The sequence below is a fragment of the Streptomyces sp. NPDC006435 genome, from assembly GCF_040612315.1.
Taxonomy (GTDB): domain Bacteria; phylum Actinomycetota; class Actinomycetes; order Streptomycetales; family Streptomycetaceae; genus Streptomyces.
Window position 1 is genome coordinate 70,288 of record NZ_JBEXPY010000035.1, and the last position, 20,933, is coordinate 91,220.

Sequence of the window (20,933 nt, forward strand, 5' to 3'; positions counted from 1 at the left end):
ACGGGGGCGACCGCCCGTCCGTGCGGGGAAAGGAGTGACCGCGGGTGCGCGGCGGCGCGTTCCCGCACCGTCGCGCACCCGCGGAACCCACCGGCGTCCCGCCCGGGGGGACCGGCCGGGGACGGGCGACGGAACGTCCGAGGATTCCGTCGGCGGCCTCCGGCCGGGGGCGCGTTCCCGGGGCGGGACACCGGTCGTTCAGATGAGGCCGACCTGCATGGCGCGGGCCCCGGCCTGGAACCTGCTACGCGCGTCAAGTGCCGTCATGGCGGACGCGACGTCATTGCGCACGGTGCGGACGCTGCACCCCAGACGGCGGGCGATCGCGTCGTCGGTGAAGCCCTCGGCCAACAGCCGCAGCACGACCTCCGACCGGGGCCTGCGCGTCGCGGCCACGGGCTGCCGGCCCGTCTGCCGGACGGTCGCCCCGCGGTCCCAGAACCGCTCGGCGACGGCGCACAGCCGCTCCAGCTCCGCGGGGGACCGCACGACGCGGACCCCTTCGGTCTCGTCGACGACCACGGCGACAGCGTTGTCCAGGATCATCGCGCGCGGCGGCACCGTGCCCACCGAGCGCAGCGCCGCGCCCTCCTGCGTCAGCCACTGGGCGTGCGCCATGGCGGCCGGGGTCTGGAGCACCGAGGACGCCCACACGGACCGGAACCGCGCCCCGCGCCGCAGCACCATGTCCACGACGGGGCGGGAGAACTCGAACCCGCCCTCGCTGTAGGCGGGCACGAGGAACATGACCTCGCGCTCGACCTTGGCGACCAGGCGCTCGATCGTGACGGACACGTCGTTCCGGTTCTCACCCGGGCCGGTGGCGTCCCCGAGCCGCTCCGACTGCTCGTGCAGGGCGATGAACCTGCCGATCCGGACCGGGCAGGGCTGCGGCGTACGGCCCTCGCGCATCCGGGAGGCCAGCAGGGCCGGCAGGGCTATGCACGGCTCGACGGCGCGGAAGGTGTCCCCCTCCTCCCCCGTGACGCTGGCGAGCCCCTCGGTCCTCAGTGCGTCCAGCGTCTGCATCACCTGGTCCGCCGGCCACTCCAGGGCCTGCGCCAGTTCCTGCGTCCGCCATGTCCCCCGCTGGAGCAGTCTCCGGTAGAGAAGCTCCGCGCGCGCGTCCAAACCGATCCCCGTGTCCGCCACATCGACCTCTCGGCAGTTTTCCGCTGGCGGACGAACCTCCGTCCGCTCTGTCGTGGTCAACTTAGGCCGCGCCCAGGGGGGTCACCGTGCCCACGGGCCGGTTTCGACAGCTTGGTGCCATGCCCGCAGAAGTTTCTCCGACCTCATGGCCGGGTAGGCGGAACAACAGGCCATCTGCCCGGGGGACGTTTCCTGCCTTCCCGGAAGGGCGGACGTCATTGCGGACAAGGTGCCGCAATCCCCCTCTTCCCGCCGCCTCCTGGCCGGTTCTTGCCTTCTCGCGTCCTTCTTCGGACGCCGGGCCGCCCCCACCGCCCGTCCGGCCCTCCCCGCCCCGGCGCCGGACCGTGTCCCGCCCGTGCCGTCCCCTCCCGCGGGCCGGTCGCCGAACGCAGACCGCGGCGACCGGAAGTGACATAGTTCTTCCTCCCGCCCGTTGCGGCCCGCGGACGGCCGGGGCCGCCACGAAACCGGCGCCGCTTCGGGCGCGGCCCGCCCCAGGGAGACGACACAACAGAATGTGGCACCGGCCGGACTCCCGCACAACGCGGCTTGCACGTTCTTGCGGAGGACGCCGCTCCGTCCGCGACCGCGGCCTTCCCCCGGGCCGGTCGGCGAACGGGGGCCGGCGCCGCGGACAATGACCGACAGCCAGGAGCACTGCGCACCGGCGGAACCCGGCGGCCCCGGCCCGCTGTCGGCGCAAGGACCCCGTACCCGCACGCGGACTCCGGTCCGGGAAGGCACAGCCCATGCAGCACACAGCGTTCCTGTTCCTCATACCGATCCTCTTCGTGTTCACGCTGGTCGGCCTCTCCATGGGCGCAAAGCGCTTGCTCGGCATAAGAATCGGCAAGATCCGGGCCGCGATCGGGGGAACCGTCGGCGTTCTGGCGACGATGCAGATCATCGCGGTCATGGGGCCGAGCAGCCATCGGCCGGCGATGACCTCCGTGCAGGTGGGCTGCGGCGTCCTGGTCACCATGCTGTTCCTCGCCGTCTCCGAGGTCCTGCTGCCCAGCAGCGTGCTGTCCGACATCGTCCGGCTGCCCGGCATGATGCGCCGCCGGGTGGCGCGTACCCGGCGTTACGCGGAACTCAGCGCCATAGCCATGCGCAACGGCCTCTCACCGTCCCTGCGCGGCCTCGCCCGGGCCGGGGCGAAGGGAAGCGTCGAGGGCCGACGGCACTCCGCACGGCAGTTGCGGATGGCGCTGGAGGAGGCCGGCGCGACGTTCGTGAAGCTGGGTCAGATGCTGTCCACCCGTTACGACCTCCTCCCCACCGAGTACATCGAGGAGTTCTCCAGGCTCCACCACCAGGCGACGGCCGAACCGTGGGAGCGGGTACGGGAAGTGCTGGTCCAGGAGCTGGACATCGACCCGGAGAAGGTCTTCGCCGACTTCGACCGGGAGCCGCTGGCCGCGGGGTCGATGGCCCAGGTGCACCGGGCCCGGCTGGCGGGGGGCCTGGAGATCGCGGTGAAGGTCCAGCGCCCCGGCGCCGAACTCGTCGTCGAACGCGACCTGGACATACTGCTCCGGATCGGCCGCAAGCTGGAGGAGCACACGAGCTGGGCGCAGAGCCTCGGCCTGTGCGACCTGATCAACGGGTTCGCCGTCTCGCTCCACGAGGAGCTGGACTTCCGGACCGAGGCCCGCAACATGACCGCCATCGCCACGGGTGCCGCGGAATCGGGCGCCACCAGCGCCCTGCGGATGCCGCAGGTGTACGAGGAGTACAGCACCGGCCGGGTACTGACCCTGGAGTGGCTGGACGGGGTCCCGCTCACCTCCATCGGCGACGCGCTGGCCGAACGCGACCTGGACGGCGCGGCGCTCGCGAAGCAGTTGATGGAGTGCGTCCTCGAACAGATCATGCTCGGCGGCGTGTTCCACGCCGACCCGCACCCGGGCAACGTACTGCTGCTGAGCAACGGCGAGCTGGGCCTGCTCGACTTCGGCTCGGTCGGCCGGCTGGACCGGACGATGCGCTCCGCGCTGCGCGACCTGCTGCTGGCCATCCACCGCAACGACCCGACGGCGCTCAGCGACGCGCTGCTGGAGGTCGTCGACCGCCCGGAGCAGATCGACGAGCGCCTGCTGGAGCGGTCGTTGGGGAGGTTCATGGCACGGCACCTGGGCGCCGGCGGAAAGCCGAACCGGGAGATCTTCTCCGAGCTGTTCCTGCTCGTCGCCCGGCACGACCTGACCGTCCCGCCGGAGATCGCGGCGACCTTCCGGGCGCTGGCCACCGTGGAGGGGACCGTCGAGCGGCTGGTGCCGGACTTCGACATCGTCGCGCAGGCGCGTGCGTTCGCCGCCGCCCGGGTCCAGGACCAGATGAGCTACGGACGGATCAAGGCCTCCCTGATGGAGGAGGCGATCTCGCTCACGTCCGTGATGCGCCGGCTGCCCCGGCGGGTGGACCGGATCAGCAGCGCCCTGGAGGGCGGCCGGCTGGGCGTGCAGATACGGCTGCTCGCGGACGAACGCGACCGGCGCTTCCTGCGCGGCCTCGTCCACGACGTGCTGCTGTCGTTCATCGGCGGCATCATCGCGCTGGTCGGTGCCGTGCTGCTGAGCATCGACAGCAAACCGACGATCATCGGCTCCGTCTCCCTCAGCCAGCTGATCGGCTACAACATGCTGGTGATCAGCTGCATCCTGGTGCTCCGGGTGGTCTTCTCGATCACCCGGGGCCGGGGGTGAACACGCGAATCGGCCGGGAGGCGAGGTGAGTCGCCTCCCGGCCGGGGCCGGGGAGAACCGGTCGTAAGTCTCCGCGGCCGGACGTCACAGCACCCGGAAGGAGCGGTTCGCGATCGGGGCGCAGACCGCCACCAGGACGCAGGAGACACCCACGGTGGTGAGCAGTTCCGTGAGCGAGGTCTGCCCGGCCACCATGCCGCGCATCGCGTCATTGGCGTAGGAGATCGGGTTGGCCTCGGCGACCACCCGCAGCCAGACCGGCATCGACTTCGGGTCGACGAACGCGTTGGAGGCGAACAGCAGCGGGAAGGTGCACAGCGTGGTGATCATGCGGAGCACGTCGCCGTTGCGCAGCACGGCGGCCAGCGCGATGAAGATCCAGCTCATGGACCAGCCGACGAACAGGCTCAGGAAGATCGATCCGGCCGTGCCGAGGATGCCGCCGGGCGGGTCGAAGTCGAAGATCAGCGCGGCCAGCACGGCGACGGCGATCAGCTGGTAGAGAGCCCGCGCGGCGTCCGCGAGGCTCCTGGCCAGCAGCACGCTGAACCGGGAGATCGGCATCGTGTGGAACCGGGTGATCACGTCGTTGCGCAGGTCGTTGATGAGACCGTTGCCCGCCTGGGCACCCGCGGCGACCGAGGTGATCATCATGATCGCGGGGGCCAGGCCGGCGATGTAGGAGAGGCCGTTCTGGGGCGCCTCCGACTCGCCGAGCACCTTCAGCACACCGCCGAACATCAGCAGCATGACCAGCGGCTCGATGAACGTCACGATGAGCACACCGGGCTGCAGGTACGGCCGTATGGAACGGCCGGTGAGCGCGATGGTCTGGGTGAGCAGACTGCTGCCGCCCCACTGTTCGGCCACGTTCCCCCGGGTGGGCGCCTTCGGTCGGGGGGTTGTCTCGGCGTCGATGACCGTCATCGGGACGCTCCTTCTTCGGTGAGGGTGATCGGGACGGTCACGCGGGCACCGGCTTCCTGGTGGCCTCGTGGGTCAGCGTCAGGTAGACGTCGTCCAGGGTCGGCTCGGAGAAAGCGAGTTCGGCGATCTCGACGTCGGCGTCGCTCAGGGTGCGCACGACGACCGCGAGATCGGCGGAGGCGGCCACGGGGGCGGTCACCGCCGTCCCCGACTCCTGCGGCGTCGCCCGGATGCCGGTGGCCTCCAGGGTCTTCACCGCGGTGCGGACGTCGGACTGCGACGTCAGGGTCACGGTCACCATCCGCTGGCCGACCTCGGCCTTGAGTCCGGTGGGGCTGCCCTCCGCGATCACGCTTCCCTTGGACAGCACGGTGATCTGCTCGCAGAGCCGGTCGGCCTCTTCGAGGTACTGGGTGGTGAGCAGCACGGTCGTGCCGTCCTTGGCCAGGCGCTCGATGGTCTCCCACACGCCGATCCGGGAGTTCGGGTCCAGTCCGGTGGTCGGCTCGTCGAGGAAGATCACCCGGGGGCCGCCGACGAGGCTGGCCGCGATGTCCAGCCGCCTGCGCATGCCGCCCGAGTACTGGAGCACGGGACGCTTCGCCGCGTCCGTCAGCTCGAACATCTCCAGGAGTTCATCGGCGTGGGACAGCGCCTGACGCCGGTTCGCGCCGAGCAGCCGTGCGACCAGCGCCAGGTTCTCCCGTCCGTTGAGCTGCTCGTCGACGGAGGCGAACTGGCCGGTCAGTCCGATGCAGCGGCGGACTTCCTTCGGGTCGGCGACCACGTCGAACCCGCAGATCCGCGCGACACCGCTGGACGGCGGCAGCAGTGTGGACAGGATGTGCACCAGGGTGGTCTTGCCGGCCCCGTTGTGGCCGAGCAGGCCGTGGATCGAACCCTCGGGGACCGAGAGGCTCACCCCGCCCAGTGCCGCGACGTCACCGAACGACCTTTTTACGTCGATTGCCTCAATCATGGGCTTGGCCACGTGATTGGCCTCCGTTGCTGTCTCCCGTGGCCCGGTGGCAGGCCCCGGTTCGGTTGCGGGCTCGAACTGGCCACCGGCGCCGGGTGGCCATAGTAAAAGTGCGCGACCGTCGGTACCGGCGCGCTGCAGGTTGCGGAAAACCCTCGTCCGACACGTCGGTGGGGACTTCTGCGGAAACCGCCGTCCGGGCAGGTCAAAGCGGCAGTGGAACGGGGCGGCGGAGCCGTCGGGCGCCACGGCGGAGAGGCTCGGCGCCCCGCGCGGATCCGTTTCCGCGCGGGGCGCCGCCACTCAGATGGTGATGCCGCCGTCGATCTGGAACACCGAGCCGGTGATGTAGCCGGCCCGGTCGCTCGCCAGGTAGGCGACGAGGTCGGCGACCTCCTCCGCCCGGCCGAAACGGCGCAGCGCGATCTGCTTCGCCGCGTCCTTCTTGACCTTGTCGGAGAGCTCGGCCGTCATGTCGGTCTCGATGAACCCCGGTGCCACCACGTTGGCCCGGATGTTGTACCGGCCGACCTCCTTGGCGAGCGCCTTGGAGAACCCGATGATCCCCGCCTTGGACGCGGAGTAGTTGGACTGCGTCGCGTTGCCGTGAACCCCGGCGACGGAGGACACGTTGATGATGGTGCCGGACTTGCGCTTCATCATCTCGAAGATCACCGAGCGGCAGACGTGGTAGACACCGTCGAGGTTGGTGTCCAGGACGTTGTGCCAGTCCTCGTCGGACATGAGCAGCAGCGGGTTGTCGCGGGTGATGCCCGCGGAGCAGACCGCCACGTCGATGGGGCCGAGGTCGGACTCCGTCCGGGCGACCCAGTCCTTGACCGAGGCGGCGTCGGTCACATCGGCCCGTACGGCCAGTGCGCGTCCGCCGAGTTCGCCCGCCTCCTTCTCCAGCTCCAGCGCGGCCTGCTCGTTGGACTGGTAGCAGAAACTGACGTCGTATCCGTCGGCCGCGAGCCGCAGTACGACGGCCCGGCCGATGCCTCGCGATCCCCCGCTCACCAGGGCTACCGGCACTCGCTTCTCTGTCATGGCATTTCTCCTGGTTGACTGCCGGTCAGGCGGACGCCGCTCCGGCGCTTTCGGGGTCGAGCTGTTCCTCGCGGCGGAAGGCCACCGTGATCGCGCCGATGGTCAGCACCGGTTCGTCGCCGACCCGGCTGCTCCCTTCGAAGATCACCGTGTCGTTCACCGCGCGCTGCAGCCGGACGTGGTGCTCGACCACCTCGCCGGGAAACACCTGCCGGTGGAACTCGACGTCCCGCATGGAGCCGAACAGCATGGTCTGGTCGGGGTCCGGTCCGCCGGCCAGCCGGGTGGCCAGCAGGCCCGCGGTCTGCGTCCAGGACTCGACCAGCAGGAACCGCGGGTAGGCGAAGTCCGCCTCCGAGGGCTGCGCGCCGAGCCGGGCGTACCACGGTTCGTTGAGCGTGACGGCCTTGACCGAGCGGATGTCGTCGTCGCTCGTGGACAGGACCCGGTCGACCAGCAGCATCGGGTAGCGGTGCGGCAGCATGGCGCGGATTCCGGCGGAAGTGATCATGTCGTCGCCCCGTTCCGGTACCGGAGGCGGACCGACGCGGCCTGGCCGCGGGCGGTCTCCACCTTCGCGTTGCAGCGCCAGTCGGTGCCGCGGGGCACCCAGGTCAGGTCGATCTCCAGCACGTCGCCGGGGCGGACCGCGGACAGGAACCGGGCGGACTCCACCGCGGCCGGTTCCAGTCGGCCGGCCCCGGGCGGCGGTGCGGACTCCGCGGCGCCCTGCACGCACTCCAGCACGCACACGCCGGGGAAGATCGGGGAGTTCGGGTAGTGGCCGGCGAAGACCGGTTCGTCCTCGGTGATCTCCACCGAGAACCGGGCCGACCACTTGCCGGTGCTCGCGTCGGGGCCCGGTTCCCGCACCACCCGCCGGTCGGCCAGGACCGGACTGGTCACGAACGCTCCCGCAGCTTGCGGAGCACCTCGTCGTAGGCGCTGCCCAGCGTCCGCACCGAACGCATCTCGTCCTCGGCGAACTTGATGCCGTACTTCCGCTCGAGCACCACGACGACCTCCAGGGCCATCAGCGAGTCGACGCCGAGCTCGTCCACGAAGTCCGTGTCGTCGCCCACCTCGGTCACATCGGTGTCGATGGTCTCGGCGAGCAACGCCCGCAGCTCTTCCCGGTCGAGCCGGGCCACCGCGTCGATTGACATGCTCTTCTTTCCTGTCTTCCGTGGATTGCTCGGTCAGTTGGGGAGCAGGCGCAGTACGGCGCAGGCGACGATGCCGTCGTCGTCCACCGAGGAGACGAGGGCGATGCTGCCCGCGGGTGCCTCACCCTGTCCGGCGAGGCTCAGCAGGGATCCGACCTGGAACGCCGCGGAGGCTCCCGAGGTGTCCCCGATGCCGGCCAGGGAGGGGGCCCGGTCCAGGGTCCGCGCGCCGAAGCGGGCGGTGAGCACCTCGCGCTCCTGCTCGCCGACCCGGCCCGCCAGTTCGGAGTCCGAGACCGCCCACACGTCCTGGGCGTCCACCTCGCTCCGCTTCAGGACGCCGTCGAGGCAGGCGTCGAGCACCGGGCTCAGTTCGGTGCCGAAGAACACCCGGGACTCCACGGCCAGCACCTCGGCCAGGGCCGTGCCGTCGTGTCCGGCCACGGACGCGGACTCCACCATGAACATGGCGCAGCCCTCGCCGAGCATCGTGCCCGTCGCGTCCTCGCGCCGCCGGTGGTGGTCCAGCCACGCCCGCGCGTTCGAGAACTCCTCGACGGCGCCGCACAGCACCGTCTCGGCGCGGCCGGAACCGAGCAGCCCGCCCGCGTAGCTCAGCGCGGAGAGCCCGGCGATCCGGCCACCGGCGATGGTGGTGTTCGGCCCCTTCAGCTGGTGCCAGATCGCGCACTGCCCGGCGGCGCAGTTCATCACCGCGTTCGGCATCAGCGACGGGTCCACGTAGAACGGCTGCTCGCCGACCAGCGAGGCCCGGGTGAAGTCCATCATGCTCTGCGCGCTGCCCGTGGTCGTGCCCAGCACCAGGGCGGTCTCCTCGTCGCCGCCCCTGCGCCGGCCCTCGCAGTCCCGCAGCAGGTCGCGGACGGCGGTGACGGCCAGTCCGGTCACCCGGTCCATCGACCGGGTGCCCTTCTTGCCGAGCACCTCGCGCAGGGAGAAGCCGGGTACCAGACAGGCGCGGCTGTCCGGGGCGGCCCACTCCTCGGCGTCCAGCCGGGACGAGGCGTCCTTGCCGGCCAGGATGCCGGTCACGAACTCGTCCTTGCCGATGCCGTGGGGCGACACCGCGGACCACGCGGTGATCACCGGCCTGTTCAGGGTCGCAGAGGCGCTCGCCGAAAGGGTCATGGTCACATTCCGTCCTGCTCAGTGTGCTAGTGCCGTGACCGGCATGGTCCGCCCGGGAGGGGCACTAGAAGCCGATGGTTTCTTTCAGGGCCCGTCGGACGGCCTCTGATCGGGCGGCCACGCCCTGGCACGCACACTTCCGGCGTTGCCGAAACGCCCTGGTAGCTCCGCTACAAGGACATCTCGGCGGCTTGGAATCGCACGCACCGGGCCGCGTCCGCCATCCGATCGAAGGCCGCCCGACCGGCCCTCAGACCGCGACCGGCTCGGAGGCCGTCGGGGCGGGGCGCAGCACCAGTGCCGCGCTGCCGTCGTCGTCGTCGCCGCCCGCGGCCAGGAACACCGGTCCCCCGGTGCGGGAGCCGAAGCCGCCGATCGCCGCCGCGCACTGCACGACACCGAGCGCTCCGGACAACTCGCCCCAGGTCGCGGCGAGATCGTGGCCGGACAGCTCGGACGGCAGGGAGCCGGCCGCGGTGCCCGGGGCGAACCAGCCGACGAGGGCGTCGGGTTCACCGGCGGCGAGCTGCGCGAAGTTGTCGGCCACCCGCGCGCCGCGGGTGTGGCCGCCGAGCTCCGCGTGGACCGTGGCGCCGCGCGCCTCGGCCACGTCGGCGCGCTCCAGCACCAGTGCCGCGCCGCCGTCGGCGACCGGGCCGCCCACGAGCTCGCGCACGATCTCGTTGTCCGGCTCCACACCGACCACGACCGCCTGGTCGGCACGGCCCGAGCGCAGCAGGGCCGCGCCCCAGCGCACCGCGTCGAGGCCGGAGGTCGGCCCGTTGCACACCATCAGGTTGGGGCCGTGCAGCTTGAACCTGATCGCGATCTCGGAGGCGATGATGTTGCTGGACGCGTTCGGGGTGTCCATCGGGCTCAGCCCGCGGGTGCCCTCGTCCGCAATGGTCCTCGCCACCCGGCAGACCGTGTCCACGTTGCCCAGGTTGGAGCTCACCAGAACCGCCACCCGGGTGCTGTCGGTGGTCAGTTCGCCGTCGCTCAGCAGTCCCGCGTCGGTCAGTACCCGCTGTCCGGCCACCAGCCCGAGCTGGGTGGCGCGGTCCTTGTAGCGCAGCCCCTTCTTCCCCAGGACCGCGGCCGGTTCGACCGGTTCCCCCGGCTGCCGGGCCGCCGCCAGTGCCGCCGTGGAGTCGGCACCCGGAAGGGCGACGCCTACGCCGGTGATGAAGATCCTCATGGTGCCTCGACAATCGCCACGGCGTTGATCCCGCCGAACCCGAATCCGTGTACCTGTGCGAGCGAGACCTCGTGCTTGGCCTCCTCGTCGCGGACCAGCCGGAGACCGGCGGCCTGCTCGATCGGCTCCTCCAGCCCGACCAGCGGCGGGACCTTGCCCGTCGCCATCGTCTGCAGGGCGACCACGAGACTCAGCAGACCGGCCGAGCCGCTGGTGTGTCCGGTCATCGGCTTGATGCCGGTCACCACCGGGACGCCCGCGTCCTCGCCGAAGACCTCGACGTAGGCGGATGCCTCGACCAGGTCGTTGAGCGGGGTGCCGGTGCCGTGCAGCATCAGCAGGTCGATGTCGGACGGCCGGGTGCCCGCGTGCCGGTGCGCCTGCCGGATCGCCTCGGCGACCTGCTCCTGGTCGGGAGCGGTGGGGTGCTTGGCGTCGCAGGTCATCCCGACCCCGCGCAGCCTGCCCCACAGCCGGCCGCCGGACCACGGGATGTCCTCGCGGCGCAGCACGACGGCGGCGGCGCCGTCGCCCAGGATCGTGCCCTTGCGGTTGACGTCCAGCGTCCGCAGGGCCGGGGGCGGCTCCGGCTGGACCCGGTCGGCCAGGCCGAACATGCTCTCGGTGATCGAGTCGACGCCCGCGACGATCACGGCGTCCGCCTCGCCGAGCGCCAGCATGTCCGCACCCAGTGCCAGGGTGTACAGCGAGGCGGAGCAGGCGTTGGAGAAGGTGTGCGTGTCGGCCGTGCCGAACCGTTCCCGCAGCGCGGTGCCGAAGTGCAGCTGCTCGGCGCCGAAGGGCACGCCGTCGCGCCACCACAGTTCGGCCGACCGCAGCTCGCGCAGTCCGGTGCCCACGAGCACCGGGTAGTCGGACAGGTCCTCGCCGAGCCCGGCCGCCTCGGCGGCCTGGCCGACGGCCTCCAGGAGGAAGCCGGTCGCCCGCATGGTGCGGTCCCGGCCCGGCTCCGGACGGTCGTCGATCTCGAACAGCCGCGTCCCGTTGTACAGGTCGTGGTCGAAGCCGCGCATCGGGCCGAGCCCGCCGCGTCCGGCGCACAGGCTCTCGAAGATCTCGTCCGCGTCCCGGCCGATGCTCGCGACCGCGCCGACTCCGGTGATGGGCAGCCTCACCGCTCACCGTCCTGGTACTTGCCGAGGATCACGATCGCGTTGTTGCCGCCGAAGGCGAGCCCGTTGTTCTGCACGATGCGCAGGTCCGCCTCGACGGACTTGTTGGGCACGCAGTCGATCTCGCACTCGGGATCGGTCTCGCGGTGGTTGATGGTCGGGGGGATGAAGCCGTGGTAGGCCGACAGGGCGCAGGCGATGGCGGCGAGCGCACTGGCCGCGCCCATCGTGTGGCCGAGCATCGACTTCAGCGAGACGGTGCGCGGCGGGGTGTCGCCGTACACGTCGTGGATCGCCCGCGACTCGGTGACGTCGTTGGCCTTGGTGCCGGTGCCGTGGGCGGAGATCAGGTCGACCTCCTGCGCCTTCACACCGGCGTTCTCCAGGGCGATCTCCATGCACCGGGCGACGCTCGCCTGGTTGGGGGCGACCTGGTGGTACGCGTCGCAGTTCATCCCGTAGCCGAGCACCTCGGCGTAGATGCGCGCCCCGCGGGCCCGCGCGGAGGCCAGGCTCTCCAGCATCAGCACACCGGCGCCCTCACCGGTCAGGATGCCCTTGCGCTCGGAGTCGAACGGGCGGCACACGTCGGGGGCGATGGTGCCGAGCCGGTAGAAGCCGGTGAAGGTCTTGCGGCACATCGCGTCGGCGCCGCCGCAGAGCGCGTAGTCGACCGCGCCGGAACGGATGGCGTCGAAGCCCTGGCCGATCGCGTAGTTGCCGGCCGAGCAGGCGGTGGCGATGGTCACCGCGTCGACGTTGGACAGCCCGAGTTCCTGGGCGGCCGCGATGGACAGCCGGTTCGGCGACACCCGTCGGGCGGCGAGCGGCTCCATGGCCTCGGGGCCGGAGTTGACCTCGGTCTCGACCAGCTGGTCGAGGTCGTAGGACTCCCCGTCGGTGGTGCCGATGGAAATCATGCCGCGCTTGGTGCGCAGCGCGTCGAGGTCGACACCGGCGGCCTCGACGGCCATCCGGGCCGCGGCGACCGAGAACTGCGTCGCCCGGCCCAGTGTCTCGACGGGCAGGTTGTGGATCCAGCGCTCCGGCTCGGATCCGGTGATCTCGCACCCGTTGGCGTGCGCGAAACCCTCGGTGTCGAACACCGTGATCGGCTTCGCACCGCTGCGACCGGCGCGCAGGCCCTCGGCGAATTCATCGGCGCCCACGCCGATGCTGGAGAACACGCCGAACCCGGTCAGTACGACCCGGGACGCCGCGTCGTCGTGCATCGCGTCGGAAAGGCTCTCGGACATCAATCTCCCTCAGTACGGCGTGGTTCACCACGGAAAGGGGTCGGGGACCGGCGCCGGCGGACCGGGCCGGGACGGAGAGCCGGCGGCGTACCGCTGGCTCTCCGTCTGCCCGATTCCGGCCGGGGGCCCGCCTACTTGGCGTTGATGGACTCCTGGACGACGGCGTAGACACCGTCGAGGTTGACCATCCGCTCCAGCTCGGACTGGTCGATCGTGACCTTGAACTCCTTCTCGAGGCCCGCGAGGATCTCGATGGCCCGGAGCGAGTCGGCGCCGTACTCCTCCTTGAAGAGACCGGCGTCGGTCACCTCGTCCTCCTCGAGCTCGAGGATGTCGCAGACGATCTCCTTGATGCGGGCCTGGTTCTCAGCGGTGATGGTGGCGGTCATGTGAATCACTCTCTGTTCGTCGTATGGGTCGTGCGTTCATCGGTTGGTGCTCGGCGGACCGTCGGTACGACCGGCGGACCGCCCGTTGTCAGCCGGACGTGCCGGCCAGGTCCCGGGCCGCTGCCGGGGCGCCCGAGCGCGTCCGCCGGGAAAGCCCCCGGCAGATCTCCCTCGGGTCCCAGTCGTCCGGCCGGTCGGGAAGCAGGTCCGGGTCTCCGAACACCGCTCCCTCACGGGCACGGGCCAGCAGCGGCTGGTCGAGAATCTGGGAGGCGCACGAGATGCCGCCGAGCATGACGCCCGCGACACCGTTGCCCGCCTGCGTACTGGCGCCGACCACATGCAGCCCGGCGATGTGGGTCGCCGTGCCGGGACGGGCGGTTCCGCCCCACTCCGCCATGCCGAACGGGGTACCGCCGGACGACAGGGTGTACCGCTCATGGGTCAGCGGGGTCGCCGCCTCCAAGTGGGTGATGTGCTCGCGCAGCGGGCCGATGGCCTTCTCCGCGGCACGCAGGGTGGCCTCGGTCAGCTCCTGCTTGCGGCGCAGGTACTGCGCGTTGCGCCGGTAGGAGCCGCCGCCCTCCGGTCCGTCGCCGACGCCCCACCACTCGTAGTCGGGCGGGCACAGCGTCATGACCTGGAGGTTGGCGTGGCCGGGCGGGCACAGGGTGCTGTTGCCCGGGTCCTTGAGCGAGGCGAACGAGCAGAAGAGGAAGGGCACTTCATCGACGTCACCGGCGCGCGCCCGGTCGAAGTAGCCGTCGATGTCGTCGGTGTCGTACCACCACAGGTTGGCGTTCGGCCGGTCCCTGAGATCGATGTCGAGACCGAGGTAGAGCACCAGCCACGGCATGCCCATCCGTGCGTTCCTGGTGCGGTTCGCGAGCGGCTTCGAGAAGTGCTCGGCGCCGACCAGGTCGAGCACCGTGCGGCGGTAGTCCGCGTTGGACACCACCAGGTCGGTGGTGATCGTCTCCCCGCCGTCCAGGCCGACGCCGGTGACCTTGCGGTCCTCCACCAGGATGCGCCGCACCCGGCTGCGGGTCCGGATCTGGCCGCCGTGCGCCTCGATGACCTCGACCAGGCCGGCCGCGAGCGTCTGACCGCCACCGGCCGGGTAGTAGGCCCCGCGCAGGTAGTGGTCGGTGACGCTGGTGTGCCGTGCGACGGTGGCCTGACGCGGGGTCAGCCCGTAGTTCGGGGCCTGTGCCGCGAGCACGGTACGGGCCTGCGGCGACAACCCGCAGTGGTTGAACAGGTCGTCCAGGGTCCGCCTGCCCCACTCCCGTACGGAGACGGTGCTGTCCGCGATGTCCTGCGGGGACCACCGGTGGGCCTCGAACAGGGCGGTGCGCTGCTCGTCGCCGACGGCCGCGCAGATGTCGGTGAAGGTACGCAGGCCCTCGGCCTCGCCCGGCATGGCGGCGATCAGCCGGCGCTGGTACTCCGACCAGCCGGCCGGCATGTCCACCGACACCCCGGGGACCCGGATCAGGTCGAACCCGTTCTGGTCCATCTCCAGGAAGTCGATCCGGTCGCCGAGCCCGACCCCGCCCAGGACGGACGGGATGACACCGCCAGGCGCGCAGTCGCCGAGGTAGTGGACGCCGACGTCGAACTCGTAGCTGCGGCGCCTGCGGAAGACGTGGCTGTTGCCGCCCACCACCGAGAACTGTTCCAGTACCAGGACCCGGTGGCCCGCGGTGGCCAGGTAGGCGGCGGTGGTCAGTCCGCCCAGCCCGGCGCCGACCACTACGGCGTCCCAGTGGCTGCCGCCGGCCGGGCGTCGCACGGCGCCGTGCCCGGTGCCGTCGGGGTTGCTGTCCACAGTGGTCTCCTCGTCGCTTGCCGCAGTGTTCGTTCGGTTGTTGGGCGGGGCCGGTGGCCGCGTTCCGTGCCGCGGCCACCGGCCGGTCTCAGCCGCAGCCGCCGGCGTGACCCTGGTCGCCGCCGAGCGGCAGCAGGTCCGCGTGGGTGGCGGGGTCCGGCGCCTCGACGGCCGGAGCGGCGACCTGCTCGGTACCGAGCACGGCGCGGACGAAGGGGGCCACCCGGTCCAGTCCCCAGTACTTGTCCCTGCCGTTGATGAAGAACGGCACACCGAACAGGCCGTCGTGGGCCGACTCGGCGAGCAGGGCCGCACCCCGCTTGCGCAGTTCCGCGTCCTGGGTGGCGGTGGACAGGCGCTGGGCGTCCAGGCCGAGCTCGGTCGCGATCTGCGCGATCACCTCGGGCTCGGAGATGTTCTTGCCCTCCTGCCAGCGGGCGCGGTACGCGGCGGCCACGAAGTCCTTGCCGCGGCCCTCGTCCTCGGCGGCGATCCACGCGAGGTGGGCCACCTCCCAGCACGGCTCACGGTCGATGGGCCAGGTGATCTCCGCCAGGCCGCGGTCCGTGGCGAGCCTGCGCGTGTCCTGCAGGATGTAGAAGTTCTTCGCCCTGCTCATGGCGACGATCGGAAGGGTGACCCCCTCCTCCGCCAGCAGCTTCGAGGTCTCCTCGTCCGGCTCCCAGAACGGCAGCCAGTCGATGCTGTCGAGCACCTCGGGGTGGGAGTTCATCAGGTCGCGGTAGGCGAACCAGGAATACGGGCTGCGCAGGGAGAAGTACCAGCGCGGCCGGCGCTTGGGCTTGGCCATCGGTCCTCCGGGACTGTGGTCGTCGTGGGTCACTCGCCGCGCAGGGCGCGCAGGACCTCGTCGTCGAAGACGGTCATCTGCCACTCGGCCTCCGGCGACTCCTTGTGGCAGTAGCCGTGGGTGATCGAGCCGGTGGCGGTCTGGACGAGCGCGCCGTCCCGCACGACGTAGAAGTCGACGCGGGAGGTGTAGAGCATGTCCTTGAAGACGGACTCCACGGTGTAGACGGTGTAGAGGTTCTCCTCCATGACCGTCTCGTCGGTGAACTGCAGCTTGCACTGCGTCACGACGGGGATCCAGCCGCGCTCGTCGAGCATCCGCTTGATGCTGATGCCGCGCGAGGCGACGAAGAGGTGCTTCGCCTCCTCCATCTGGCGCAGGTAGCCCGACATCTGCATGCGCTCGGTGAAGTGGCAGTAGTAGTACGGAACCTTCCACTTCCAGCCGACCGCGTTCTCGTCGCCGATGATCTCGGCCAGGACCGGGTCGGTGTCGGTGTTCTCACCGCGGTGGACGGCACCGGCGAAGTCGTCGGTGGCGGTGGCGGTCAGCGCGGTGGGCTCCGCGGTGGCGATCCGGTCGACGACGAAGCGCTCCAGCTCCGCGGGCAGCGGGGCCGGGCCGTCGACGTTGGTGTCACGGCGCAGCAGGACCCGGATCTTGGAGCTGACGGCCTTCTTCGGCGCACCGTCGCGCTGGACGGTCGCGGTCACCGCGAAGACCATCGCGGCGTCGGTGTCCTTCGTCTTCGGCGTGACTTCCAGCAGCACGTCGTCGTCGAGCATGAGCACCGTGTGCAGACGGGTGTCGAGCTGCACCACGTCGAAGTTGACGCCGTGCACCAGGAACAGCTCGGTGGCGCCCAGGTCGACGGCGCGGAAGTGGTCGAGGACGGCGGCCTCGAGAAGGTAGTTGACGCACTTGAAGCCGATGGCGGTGTTGATGTTGCCGCCCTCGTAGGGCGGGCGGAGAGTCACCGAGCTCGGTTCGTTCAGCAGCTTCTTGAGCGCGACGTCGGACAGGGTGGTCATCGTGTGCTCCCGTACTCAGTTGACCGCCGCCGGGTGTGACCGGCGGGCAGGGTGGCGAGGAATTGCTGGACAGCGAGCGAGAACCGCTCCGGCCTCTCGGCCATCGGTGAGTGCCCGCAGTCTTCGATCCGTTCGACCGAGACGTGGCCGAGCTCGCCGGCCAGGGCCTCGCTCTCGGCCGGCGGCGCGATCGTGTCGTGGCCGCCGACGACGATGTGCACGGGCAGATCGACCCGGTCGACGGCCAGGAAGGGGGTGCGCAGGTAGGCGTCGAGGTACCGGACCGCCCAGTGGGGGCCGAGCCTGGTGCACGCCAGGTCGGCCATGCCGGCCCGCACGTCGGGGTCCAGGCCGCTGCGGGACATCAGCTGGATGTTCTCCTCCGCGCTGCGCCGCATCGCGTCGAGCGTCCCCGGCAGCTCGGCCCAGGTGAACTCCCCGGGGCTGCGCCGGAAGAACGGCGACACCAGCAGCACGGCGCGGATGCCGAACTCCTCGCGCGGGTCCTTGCCCCCGGCCGCCGTGTCGGCGAGCAGCGTGAGCAGCAGGAGCGTCGCGTAGGAGTGCGCGACCACCACGTCGATGTCCCCCGGGACCCGGGCGATCGCTTCCCCGATCCAGTGCTTCTCCTCCCGCTCGGGCACCGCGTACGGGCCGCCGGCCCGCCACGGCAGACCGGCCGTCCACAGGTCGAGTCCCGGGGGCCGGTGCGCGATGAAGGGGTCCCAGCAGCTCTCGCTGCTGCCGAGGCCGTGCAACAGCAGTGCGCGGTGGCCCGCTTGCGCGGGTACGCCTCGCCGTCGGAGCACGAGCGGCTCGACATCGCTGTTTCGGAACACCGGAAAGCCCTTCCGAGGGAATGGGAAGCACACGGGGAATCGAGGAAGCTGCCGGCGCGGGATTCAGGACCCGGCGTTCGCCCGCAGACGTTGACAACCTTGCTTTGCGGCCGAACGGCCTTTCGCCTGCGGCTGGTTCACGCATTCGGAAGCGACGCGCCCGCATCGGGAGGATGTGGGCGCACCTCCTGCGAAGAGGCACGGATCCAGCACCGGAGGCGATCGGCGGGTGACTGGTCGTGCGATTCAGTCTCCGGCTGTCGTCGGCGCTGATCCGATCGTGCCGGAGACCGTGGTGGGCCGACAGGTCCCTTTCAGCAAGCTGCGATTACAGAATTTTCCAGGCGGCGACGACGTCTTCGCCACCGTCCGCCGCACCCAGCGAACGCCGGGCCGCCATCAGGGCCTTCGGCCAGTTCACCGTCAGTGCGGCGGACAGCCGGGAGCCGTGGTGGTAGGCGACGGCGAACCGCCGGCGCGGGCCCTCGGCACGCACCACGGTGACCTCGCAGCCGGGGTCCGGGCGGCCGAGCAGTGTGACCTTGCCGCCGTACTGGTCGGACCAGACGAAGAACTCGGGCCGGTGGGCCCTCGGCACCGGTTCGAGGATGTTGTGCACGGCGACGTCCGCCTGTTCCACCGCGTCGGTCCAGTGCTCGACGCGCAGGTGCCAGTCCCGGAGCGGGTCACGGCACCGGGCCACGTCGCCGATCGCGTACACCGTGCGGTCGGCGTCCACGGCGCAGTGCTCGTCGCACAACACACCGCCGTCCTCGTCCAGCGGGATGCCCGAGCCGGCCAGCCAGTCCGTCGCGGGGCGCACACCGATGCCCACGACGACGGCGTCCGCGGGCAGCACGGAGCCGTCGGTGAGCGCCACCCCCGTCACCTCCCGCTCGCCGGGCAGCCCGGCCACCGCGACACCGCACCGCAGCCGCACGCCGTTGTCCGTGTGCAGTTGGGCCAGTTCGGCGGCCACCTCCTCGCCGAGCAGCCCGGACAGCGGTGCGGGCTGCGTCTCGACGAGGGTCACGTCGATGCCCCGCGCGCGGGCGGTGGAGGCCACCTCCGCGCCGATGAAGCCGCCGCCGACGATCACCAGGCGCCCGTCCGCGATGCGGTCCAGGTCGGCCCGCAGCCGGTGGGAGTCGGCCAGGGTGCGCAGCACGTGCACCCCCGGGCGCGGCATGCCGGGCAGGGTGCGCGGGGCGGCGCCGCAGGCCAGCACCAGCCTGTCGTAGGGGAGTTCGGCGCCGGAGTCCAGCCGCAGCAGGCGGCGCTCCGGGTCCAGGGCGACGGCTGCGGCGACGTGCCGGTCCGCGTCCCACCGGGCGAAGTCCCCCAGCGACGCGCGGTCGGGGGTCCAGTCGCCGGAGAGGATCTGCTTGGACAGCGGGGGCCGGTCGTAGGGTGCGTCGGGGTCCGGGTCGACGAACGTGATCGACCCGGTGTACCCGGCTTCCCGCAGGCCCGTCGCGACCCGGGTGCCGGCGACCGAGGCGCCGACGATCACCACGCGGTCCACGCTCATGAGGCCGCTCCGTCGGTGGTGGCCCCGGTGTCCCGGGGCTCGGCGGCCAGGGCGCGCGGGGTGCGCAGCTCCAGCACGTCGCGCAGGCCGAAGCTCCAGCCCGCCCTGCGGGCCCGGCCCGCGAGGCGGACGGCCCGCAGGCTGTTGCCGCCCCGGCCGAAGAAGTCGTCGTCGAGGTAGACCGCGGGCACGTCGAGGGTCTCGGCGAACAGGGCGCACATCTCCTTCTCGGCCACGGTCCCCGGCTCGGCGCCCGGCGCCTGCTCCGCCACCGGCGGTTCGGGGAGCGCGGCCTGGTCGAGCTTCCCGTTCGTGGTCAGCGGGAGTGCGTCGAGCACCATGATCCGCGCGGGCACCATGTAGGCGGGGAGCGTCTCCGAGAGGGCGGCGCGCAGTTCGGCCGGGATCACGGTCGCCCCGTCCTCGGGCACGACGTAACCGGCCAGGTACCGGTCGCCGGCCCGGTCCTCGCGCGCGACGACGGCGGCCCGGCGCACCCCCGGCTGCGCGCCGACCACCGAGTTGACCTCGCCGAGCTCGATCCGGTAGCCGCTGATCTTCACCTGGTCGTCGGTGCGTCCCAGGTACTCAAGCACGCCGTCGGGGCGCTTCCTGGCCACGTCGCCGGTGCGGTACATCCGGCCGCCGCCGAAGGGGTCGGCCACGAACCGTTCCGCGGTGAGGCCGGGCCGGTTGAGGTAGCCGCGCGCGACCTGGTCACCGGCGATGTACAGCTCGCCGGCCGTCCCGGAGCCCACGGGTTCGAGCCGCTCGTCCAGCACGTACAGGGTGGTGCCCGGGGTCGGTACGCCGATGGGGGTGGCGCCCGGGGCGATCTCGTCGTCCGGCCCGATCCGGAACGTGCAGCAGCCGACGGTCGCCTCCGTGGGACCGTACTCGTTGATCACCGCGGCGCCGGGGTGGGTGCTGCGCCACTGCTCGACGACGTCGCCGATCAGCATCTCGCCGCCCACCACCAGTTCCCGGGCGGGCGAGAGGGAACCCGGCAGCGCGGTCAGCAGCGGCAGGTGCGCCGGGGTCGCCTTGACGAAGCCCGGCCGGTCGGCGGTCGTGTCCGCGTCCGGTTCGCGGTCCAGCGCCGCGACCCGCAGGCCGCCGCCCAGGAGCAGCGGCCCGTACAGGGTGGTGACGGTGAGGTCGAAGGCCACCGGGGAGTGCAGCAGCGCCCCGTCGGCCAGTCCCGGGTACGCCGCGCAGGCGAAGTCCAGGTAGCGCATGAGGGTGTCGTGCTGCACGGTGACGCCCTTGGGGCGGCCGGTGGATCCGGAGGTGTAGATGACGTAGGCCAGGTTGGCGGCGGTGAGCGGCGCGGTCCGGTCGGCCGTCGTCGGGTCGTGGTCCGGGAGGCCGACCGCCTCGGCCGCGTCGAGTGCCGCCGCGATCGTCACCGTCTCCGGGGCGCCGCCGGGCATGGCGGGTGCGGCGCTCTCCCCCAGCATCAGGGACAGTCCGGTGTCCTCGACGATGAACGCGACCCGCTCCGCGGGGAATTCGCTGTCCATGGGGACGTAGGCGGCGCCGGACTTGAGGACGCCGAGCAGCGCCACGACCAGGTCGGCCGACCGGGGCAGCCGCACCCCGACCAGGTGTTCCGGGCCGATGCCGCGGGCGATCAGGTGGTGCGCCAGCCGGTTCGCCCGGGTGTTCAGTTCGGTGTAGCTCAGCTCCTGCCCGCCGGAGCGGACGGCGGTGGCGTGCGGGGTGCGCGCCACCTGCAGCTGAAAGAGATCGGGCAGGAGCGTTTCAGCCATCGTGTCTT

At 71.5% G+C, this 20,933-nt stretch carries 19 protein-coding genes; 1 reads left to right on the forward strand and 18 read right to left on the reverse strand.

All coding sequences use genetic code 11. The features are described from left to right. Nucleotides 1–198: 198 nt before the first annotated feature. Nucleotides 199–1,131, reverse strand: a complete 933-nt coding sequence (locus ABZZ04_RS28850) for a helix-turn-helix domain-containing protein (RefSeq protein ID WP_356935141.1) — start codon at nt 1,129–1,131, stop codon at nt 199–201. 773 nt (nt 1,132–1,904) lie between these two features. Here ABZZ04_RS28850 and ABZZ04_RS28855 point away from each other — a divergent pair. After that, complete coding sequence (locus tag ABZZ04_RS28855) at nt 1,905–3,863, forward strand: AarF/UbiB family protein (protein WP_356935142.1); 1,959 nt, start codon at nt 1,905–1,907, stop codon at nt 3,861–3,863. 84 nt (nt 3,864–3,947) lie between these two features. On the opposite strand, the gene ABZZ04_RS28860 is transcribed toward ABZZ04_RS28855, so the two are convergent. The 17 genes from ABZZ04_RS28860 to ABZZ04_RS28940 form a co-directional block, all read right to left on the reverse strand. Next, on the reverse strand, nt 3,948–4,790 hold the full coding sequence (locus ABZZ04_RS28860) for an ABC transporter permease (protein ID WP_356935143.1): 843 nt from the start codon (nt 4,788–4,790) through the stop codon (nt 3,948–3,950). Nucleotides 4,791–4,827: 37 nt separating this feature from the next. Further along, nucleotides 4,828–5,769 (reverse strand): ATP-binding cassette domain-containing protein, encoded by a 942-nt coding sequence (locus ABZZ04_RS28865; RefSeq protein WP_356935144.1) that lies wholly within the window; start codon nt 5,767–5,769, stop codon nt 4,828–4,830. 303 nt (nt 5,770–6,072) lie between these two features. Further along, entirely contained in the window at nt 6,073–6,819 is a 747-nt protein-coding gene (gene fabG / locus ABZZ04_RS28870) for a 3-oxoacyl-[acyl-carrier-protein] reductase (RefSeq protein ID WP_356935145.1), read from the reverse strand. Nucleotides 6,820–6,844: 25 nt separating this feature from the next. Next, nucleotides 6,845–7,330 (reverse strand): beta-hydroxyacyl-ACP dehydratase, encoded by a 486-nt coding sequence (locus ABZZ04_RS28875; protein ID WP_356935146.1) that lies wholly within the window; start codon nt 7,328–7,330, stop codon nt 6,845–6,847. Next, nucleotides 7,327–7,725: a hypothetical protein gene (locus ABZZ04_RS28880; RefSeq protein WP_356935147.1), complete on the reverse strand. Its 399-nt coding sequence runs from the start codon at nt 7,723–7,725 to the stop codon at nt 7,327–7,329. The genes ABZZ04_RS28875 and ABZZ04_RS28880 overlap by 4 nt, the downstream gene beginning before the upstream one ends. Then, nucleotides 7,722–7,985 (reverse strand): acyl carrier protein, encoded by a 264-nt coding sequence (locus tag ABZZ04_RS28885; RefSeq protein ID WP_356935148.1) that lies wholly within the window; start codon nt 7,983–7,985, stop codon nt 7,722–7,724. The genes ABZZ04_RS28880 and ABZZ04_RS28885 overlap by 4 nt, the downstream gene beginning before the upstream one ends. 33 nt (nt 7,986–8,018) lie before the next feature. After that, complete coding sequence (locus ABZZ04_RS28890) at nt 8,019–9,134, reverse strand: beta-ketoacyl synthase N-terminal-like domain-containing protein (RefSeq protein WP_356935170.1); 1,116 nt, start codon at nt 9,132–9,134, stop codon at nt 8,019–8,021. A gap of 250 nt (nt 9,135–9,384) precedes the next feature. After that, on the reverse strand, nt 9,385–10,332 hold the full coding sequence (locus ABZZ04_RS28895) for a beta-ketoacyl synthase N-terminal-like domain-containing protein (protein WP_356935149.1): 948 nt from the start codon (nt 10,330–10,332) through the stop codon (nt 9,385–9,387). After that, nucleotides 10,329–11,468 (reverse strand): beta-ketoacyl synthase N-terminal-like domain-containing protein, encoded by a 1,140-nt coding sequence (locus ABZZ04_RS28900; protein ID WP_356935150.1) that lies wholly within the window; start codon nt 11,466–11,468, stop codon nt 10,329–10,331. Before ABZZ04_RS28900 ends, ABZZ04_RS28895 begins: the two co-directional genes overlap by 4 nt. Continuing rightward, complete coding sequence (locus ABZZ04_RS28905; protein WP_356935151.1) at nt 11,465–12,721, reverse strand: beta-ketoacyl-[acyl-carrier-protein] synthase family protein; 1,257 nt, start codon at nt 12,719–12,721, stop codon at nt 11,465–11,467. Before ABZZ04_RS28905 ends, ABZZ04_RS28900 begins: the two co-directional genes overlap by 4 nt. Before the next feature lie 131 nt (nt 12,722–12,852). Then, a complete protein-coding gene (locus ABZZ04_RS28910) occupies nt 12,853–13,110 on the reverse strand; it encodes an acyl carrier protein (RefSeq protein WP_356935152.1) in 258 nt (85 codons plus the stop codon). Between the two features lie 88 nt (nt 13,111–13,198). Further along, nucleotides 13,199–14,941, reverse strand: a complete 1,743-nt coding sequence (locus ABZZ04_RS28915; protein ID WP_356935153.1) for an NAD(P)/FAD-dependent oxidoreductase — start codon at nt 14,939–14,941, stop codon at nt 13,199–13,201. An 88-nt stretch (nt 14,942–15,029) separates the two neighbouring features. After that, nucleotides 15,030–15,752, reverse strand: coding sequence for a DsbA family protein (locus ABZZ04_RS28920; protein ID WP_356935154.1), 723 nt, complete (start codon nt 15,750–15,752; stop codon nt 15,030–15,032). A 29-nt stretch (nt 15,753–15,781) separates the two neighbouring features. Further along, on the reverse strand, nt 15,782–16,783 hold the full coding sequence (locus ABZZ04_RS28925) for a hypothetical protein (protein ID WP_356935155.1): 1,002 nt from the start codon (nt 16,781–16,783) through the stop codon (nt 15,782–15,784). Beyond that, nucleotides 16,780–17,622: an alpha/beta hydrolase gene (locus ABZZ04_RS28930; RefSeq protein ID WP_356935156.1), complete on the reverse strand. Its 843-nt coding sequence runs from the start codon at nt 17,620–17,622 to the stop codon at nt 16,780–16,782. The genes ABZZ04_RS28925 and ABZZ04_RS28930 overlap by 4 nt, the downstream gene beginning before the upstream one ends. Before the next feature lie 328 nt (nt 17,623–17,950). Continuing rightward, nucleotides 17,951–19,153 carry an FAD-dependent oxidoreductase gene (locus ABZZ04_RS28935; RefSeq protein WP_356935157.1) on the reverse strand — a complete coding sequence of 401 codons (1,203 nt, stop codon included), beginning with the start codon at nt 19,151–19,153 and terminating at the stop codon, nt 17,951–17,953. Continuing rightward, complete coding sequence (locus ABZZ04_RS28940; RefSeq protein ID WP_356935158.1) at nt 19,150–20,925, reverse strand: non-ribosomal peptide synthetase; 1,776 nt, start codon at nt 20,923–20,925, stop codon at nt 19,150–19,152. The genes ABZZ04_RS28935 and ABZZ04_RS28940 overlap by 4 nt, the downstream gene beginning before the upstream one ends. Between the last annotated feature and the right edge of the window lie 8 nt (nt 20,926–20,933).

Coding starts and splice junctions, on each gene's coding strand:
- ABZZ04_RS28860 (WP_356935143.1), bottom strand. CDS start 4,790: ATGACGGTCATCGACGCCGAGACAACCCCCCGACCGAAGGCGCCCACC.
- ABZZ04_RS28890 (WP_356935170.1), bottom strand. CDS start 9,134: ATGACCCTTTCGGCGAGCGCCTCTGCGACCCTGAACAGGCCGGTGATC.
- ABZZ04_RS28875 (WP_356935146.1), bottom strand. CDS start 7,330: ATGATCACTTCCGCCGGAATCCGCGCCATGCTGCCGCACCGCTACCCG.
- ABZZ04_RS28855 (WP_356935142.1), top strand. CDS start 1,905: ATGCAGCACACAGCGTTCCTGTTCCTCATACCGATCCTCTTCGTGTTC.
- ABZZ04_RS28940 (WP_356935158.1), bottom strand. CDS start 20,925: ATGGCTGAAACGCTCCTGCCCGATCTCTTTCAGCTGCAGGTGGCGCGC.
- ABZZ04_RS28895 (WP_356935149.1), bottom strand. CDS start 10,332: ATGAGGATCTTCATCACCGGCGTAGGCGTCGCCCTTCCGGGTGCCGAC.
- ABZZ04_RS28925 (WP_356935155.1), bottom strand. CDS start 16,783: ATGACCACCCTGTCCGACGTCGCGCTCAAGAAGCTGCTGAACGAACCG.
- ABZZ04_RS28905 (WP_356935151.1), bottom strand. CDS start 12,721: ATGTCCGAGAGCCTTTCCGACGCGATGCACGACGACGCGGCGTCCCGG.
- ABZZ04_RS28865 (WP_356935144.1), bottom strand. CDS start 5,769: ATGATTGAGGCAATCGACGTAAAAAGGTCGTTCGGTGACGTCGCGGCA.
- ABZZ04_RS28885 (WP_356935148.1), bottom strand. CDS start 7,985: ATGTCAATCGACGCGGTGGCCCGGCTCGACCGGGAAGAGCTGCGGGCG.
- fabG (WP_356935145.1), bottom strand. CDS start 6,819: ATGACAGAGAAGCGAGTGCCGGTAGCCCTGGTGAGCGGGGGATCGCGA.
- ABZZ04_RS28935 (WP_356935157.1), bottom strand. CDS start 19,153: ATGAGCGTGGACCGCGTGGTGATCGTCGGCGCCTCGGTCGCCGGCACC.
- ABZZ04_RS28920 (WP_356935154.1), bottom strand. CDS start 15,752: ATGGCCAAGCCCAAGCGCCGGCCGCGCTGGTACTTCTCCCTGCGCAGC.
- ABZZ04_RS28910 (WP_356935152.1), bottom strand. CDS start 13,110: ATGACCGCCACCATCACCGCTGAGAACCAGGCCCGCATCAAGGAGATC.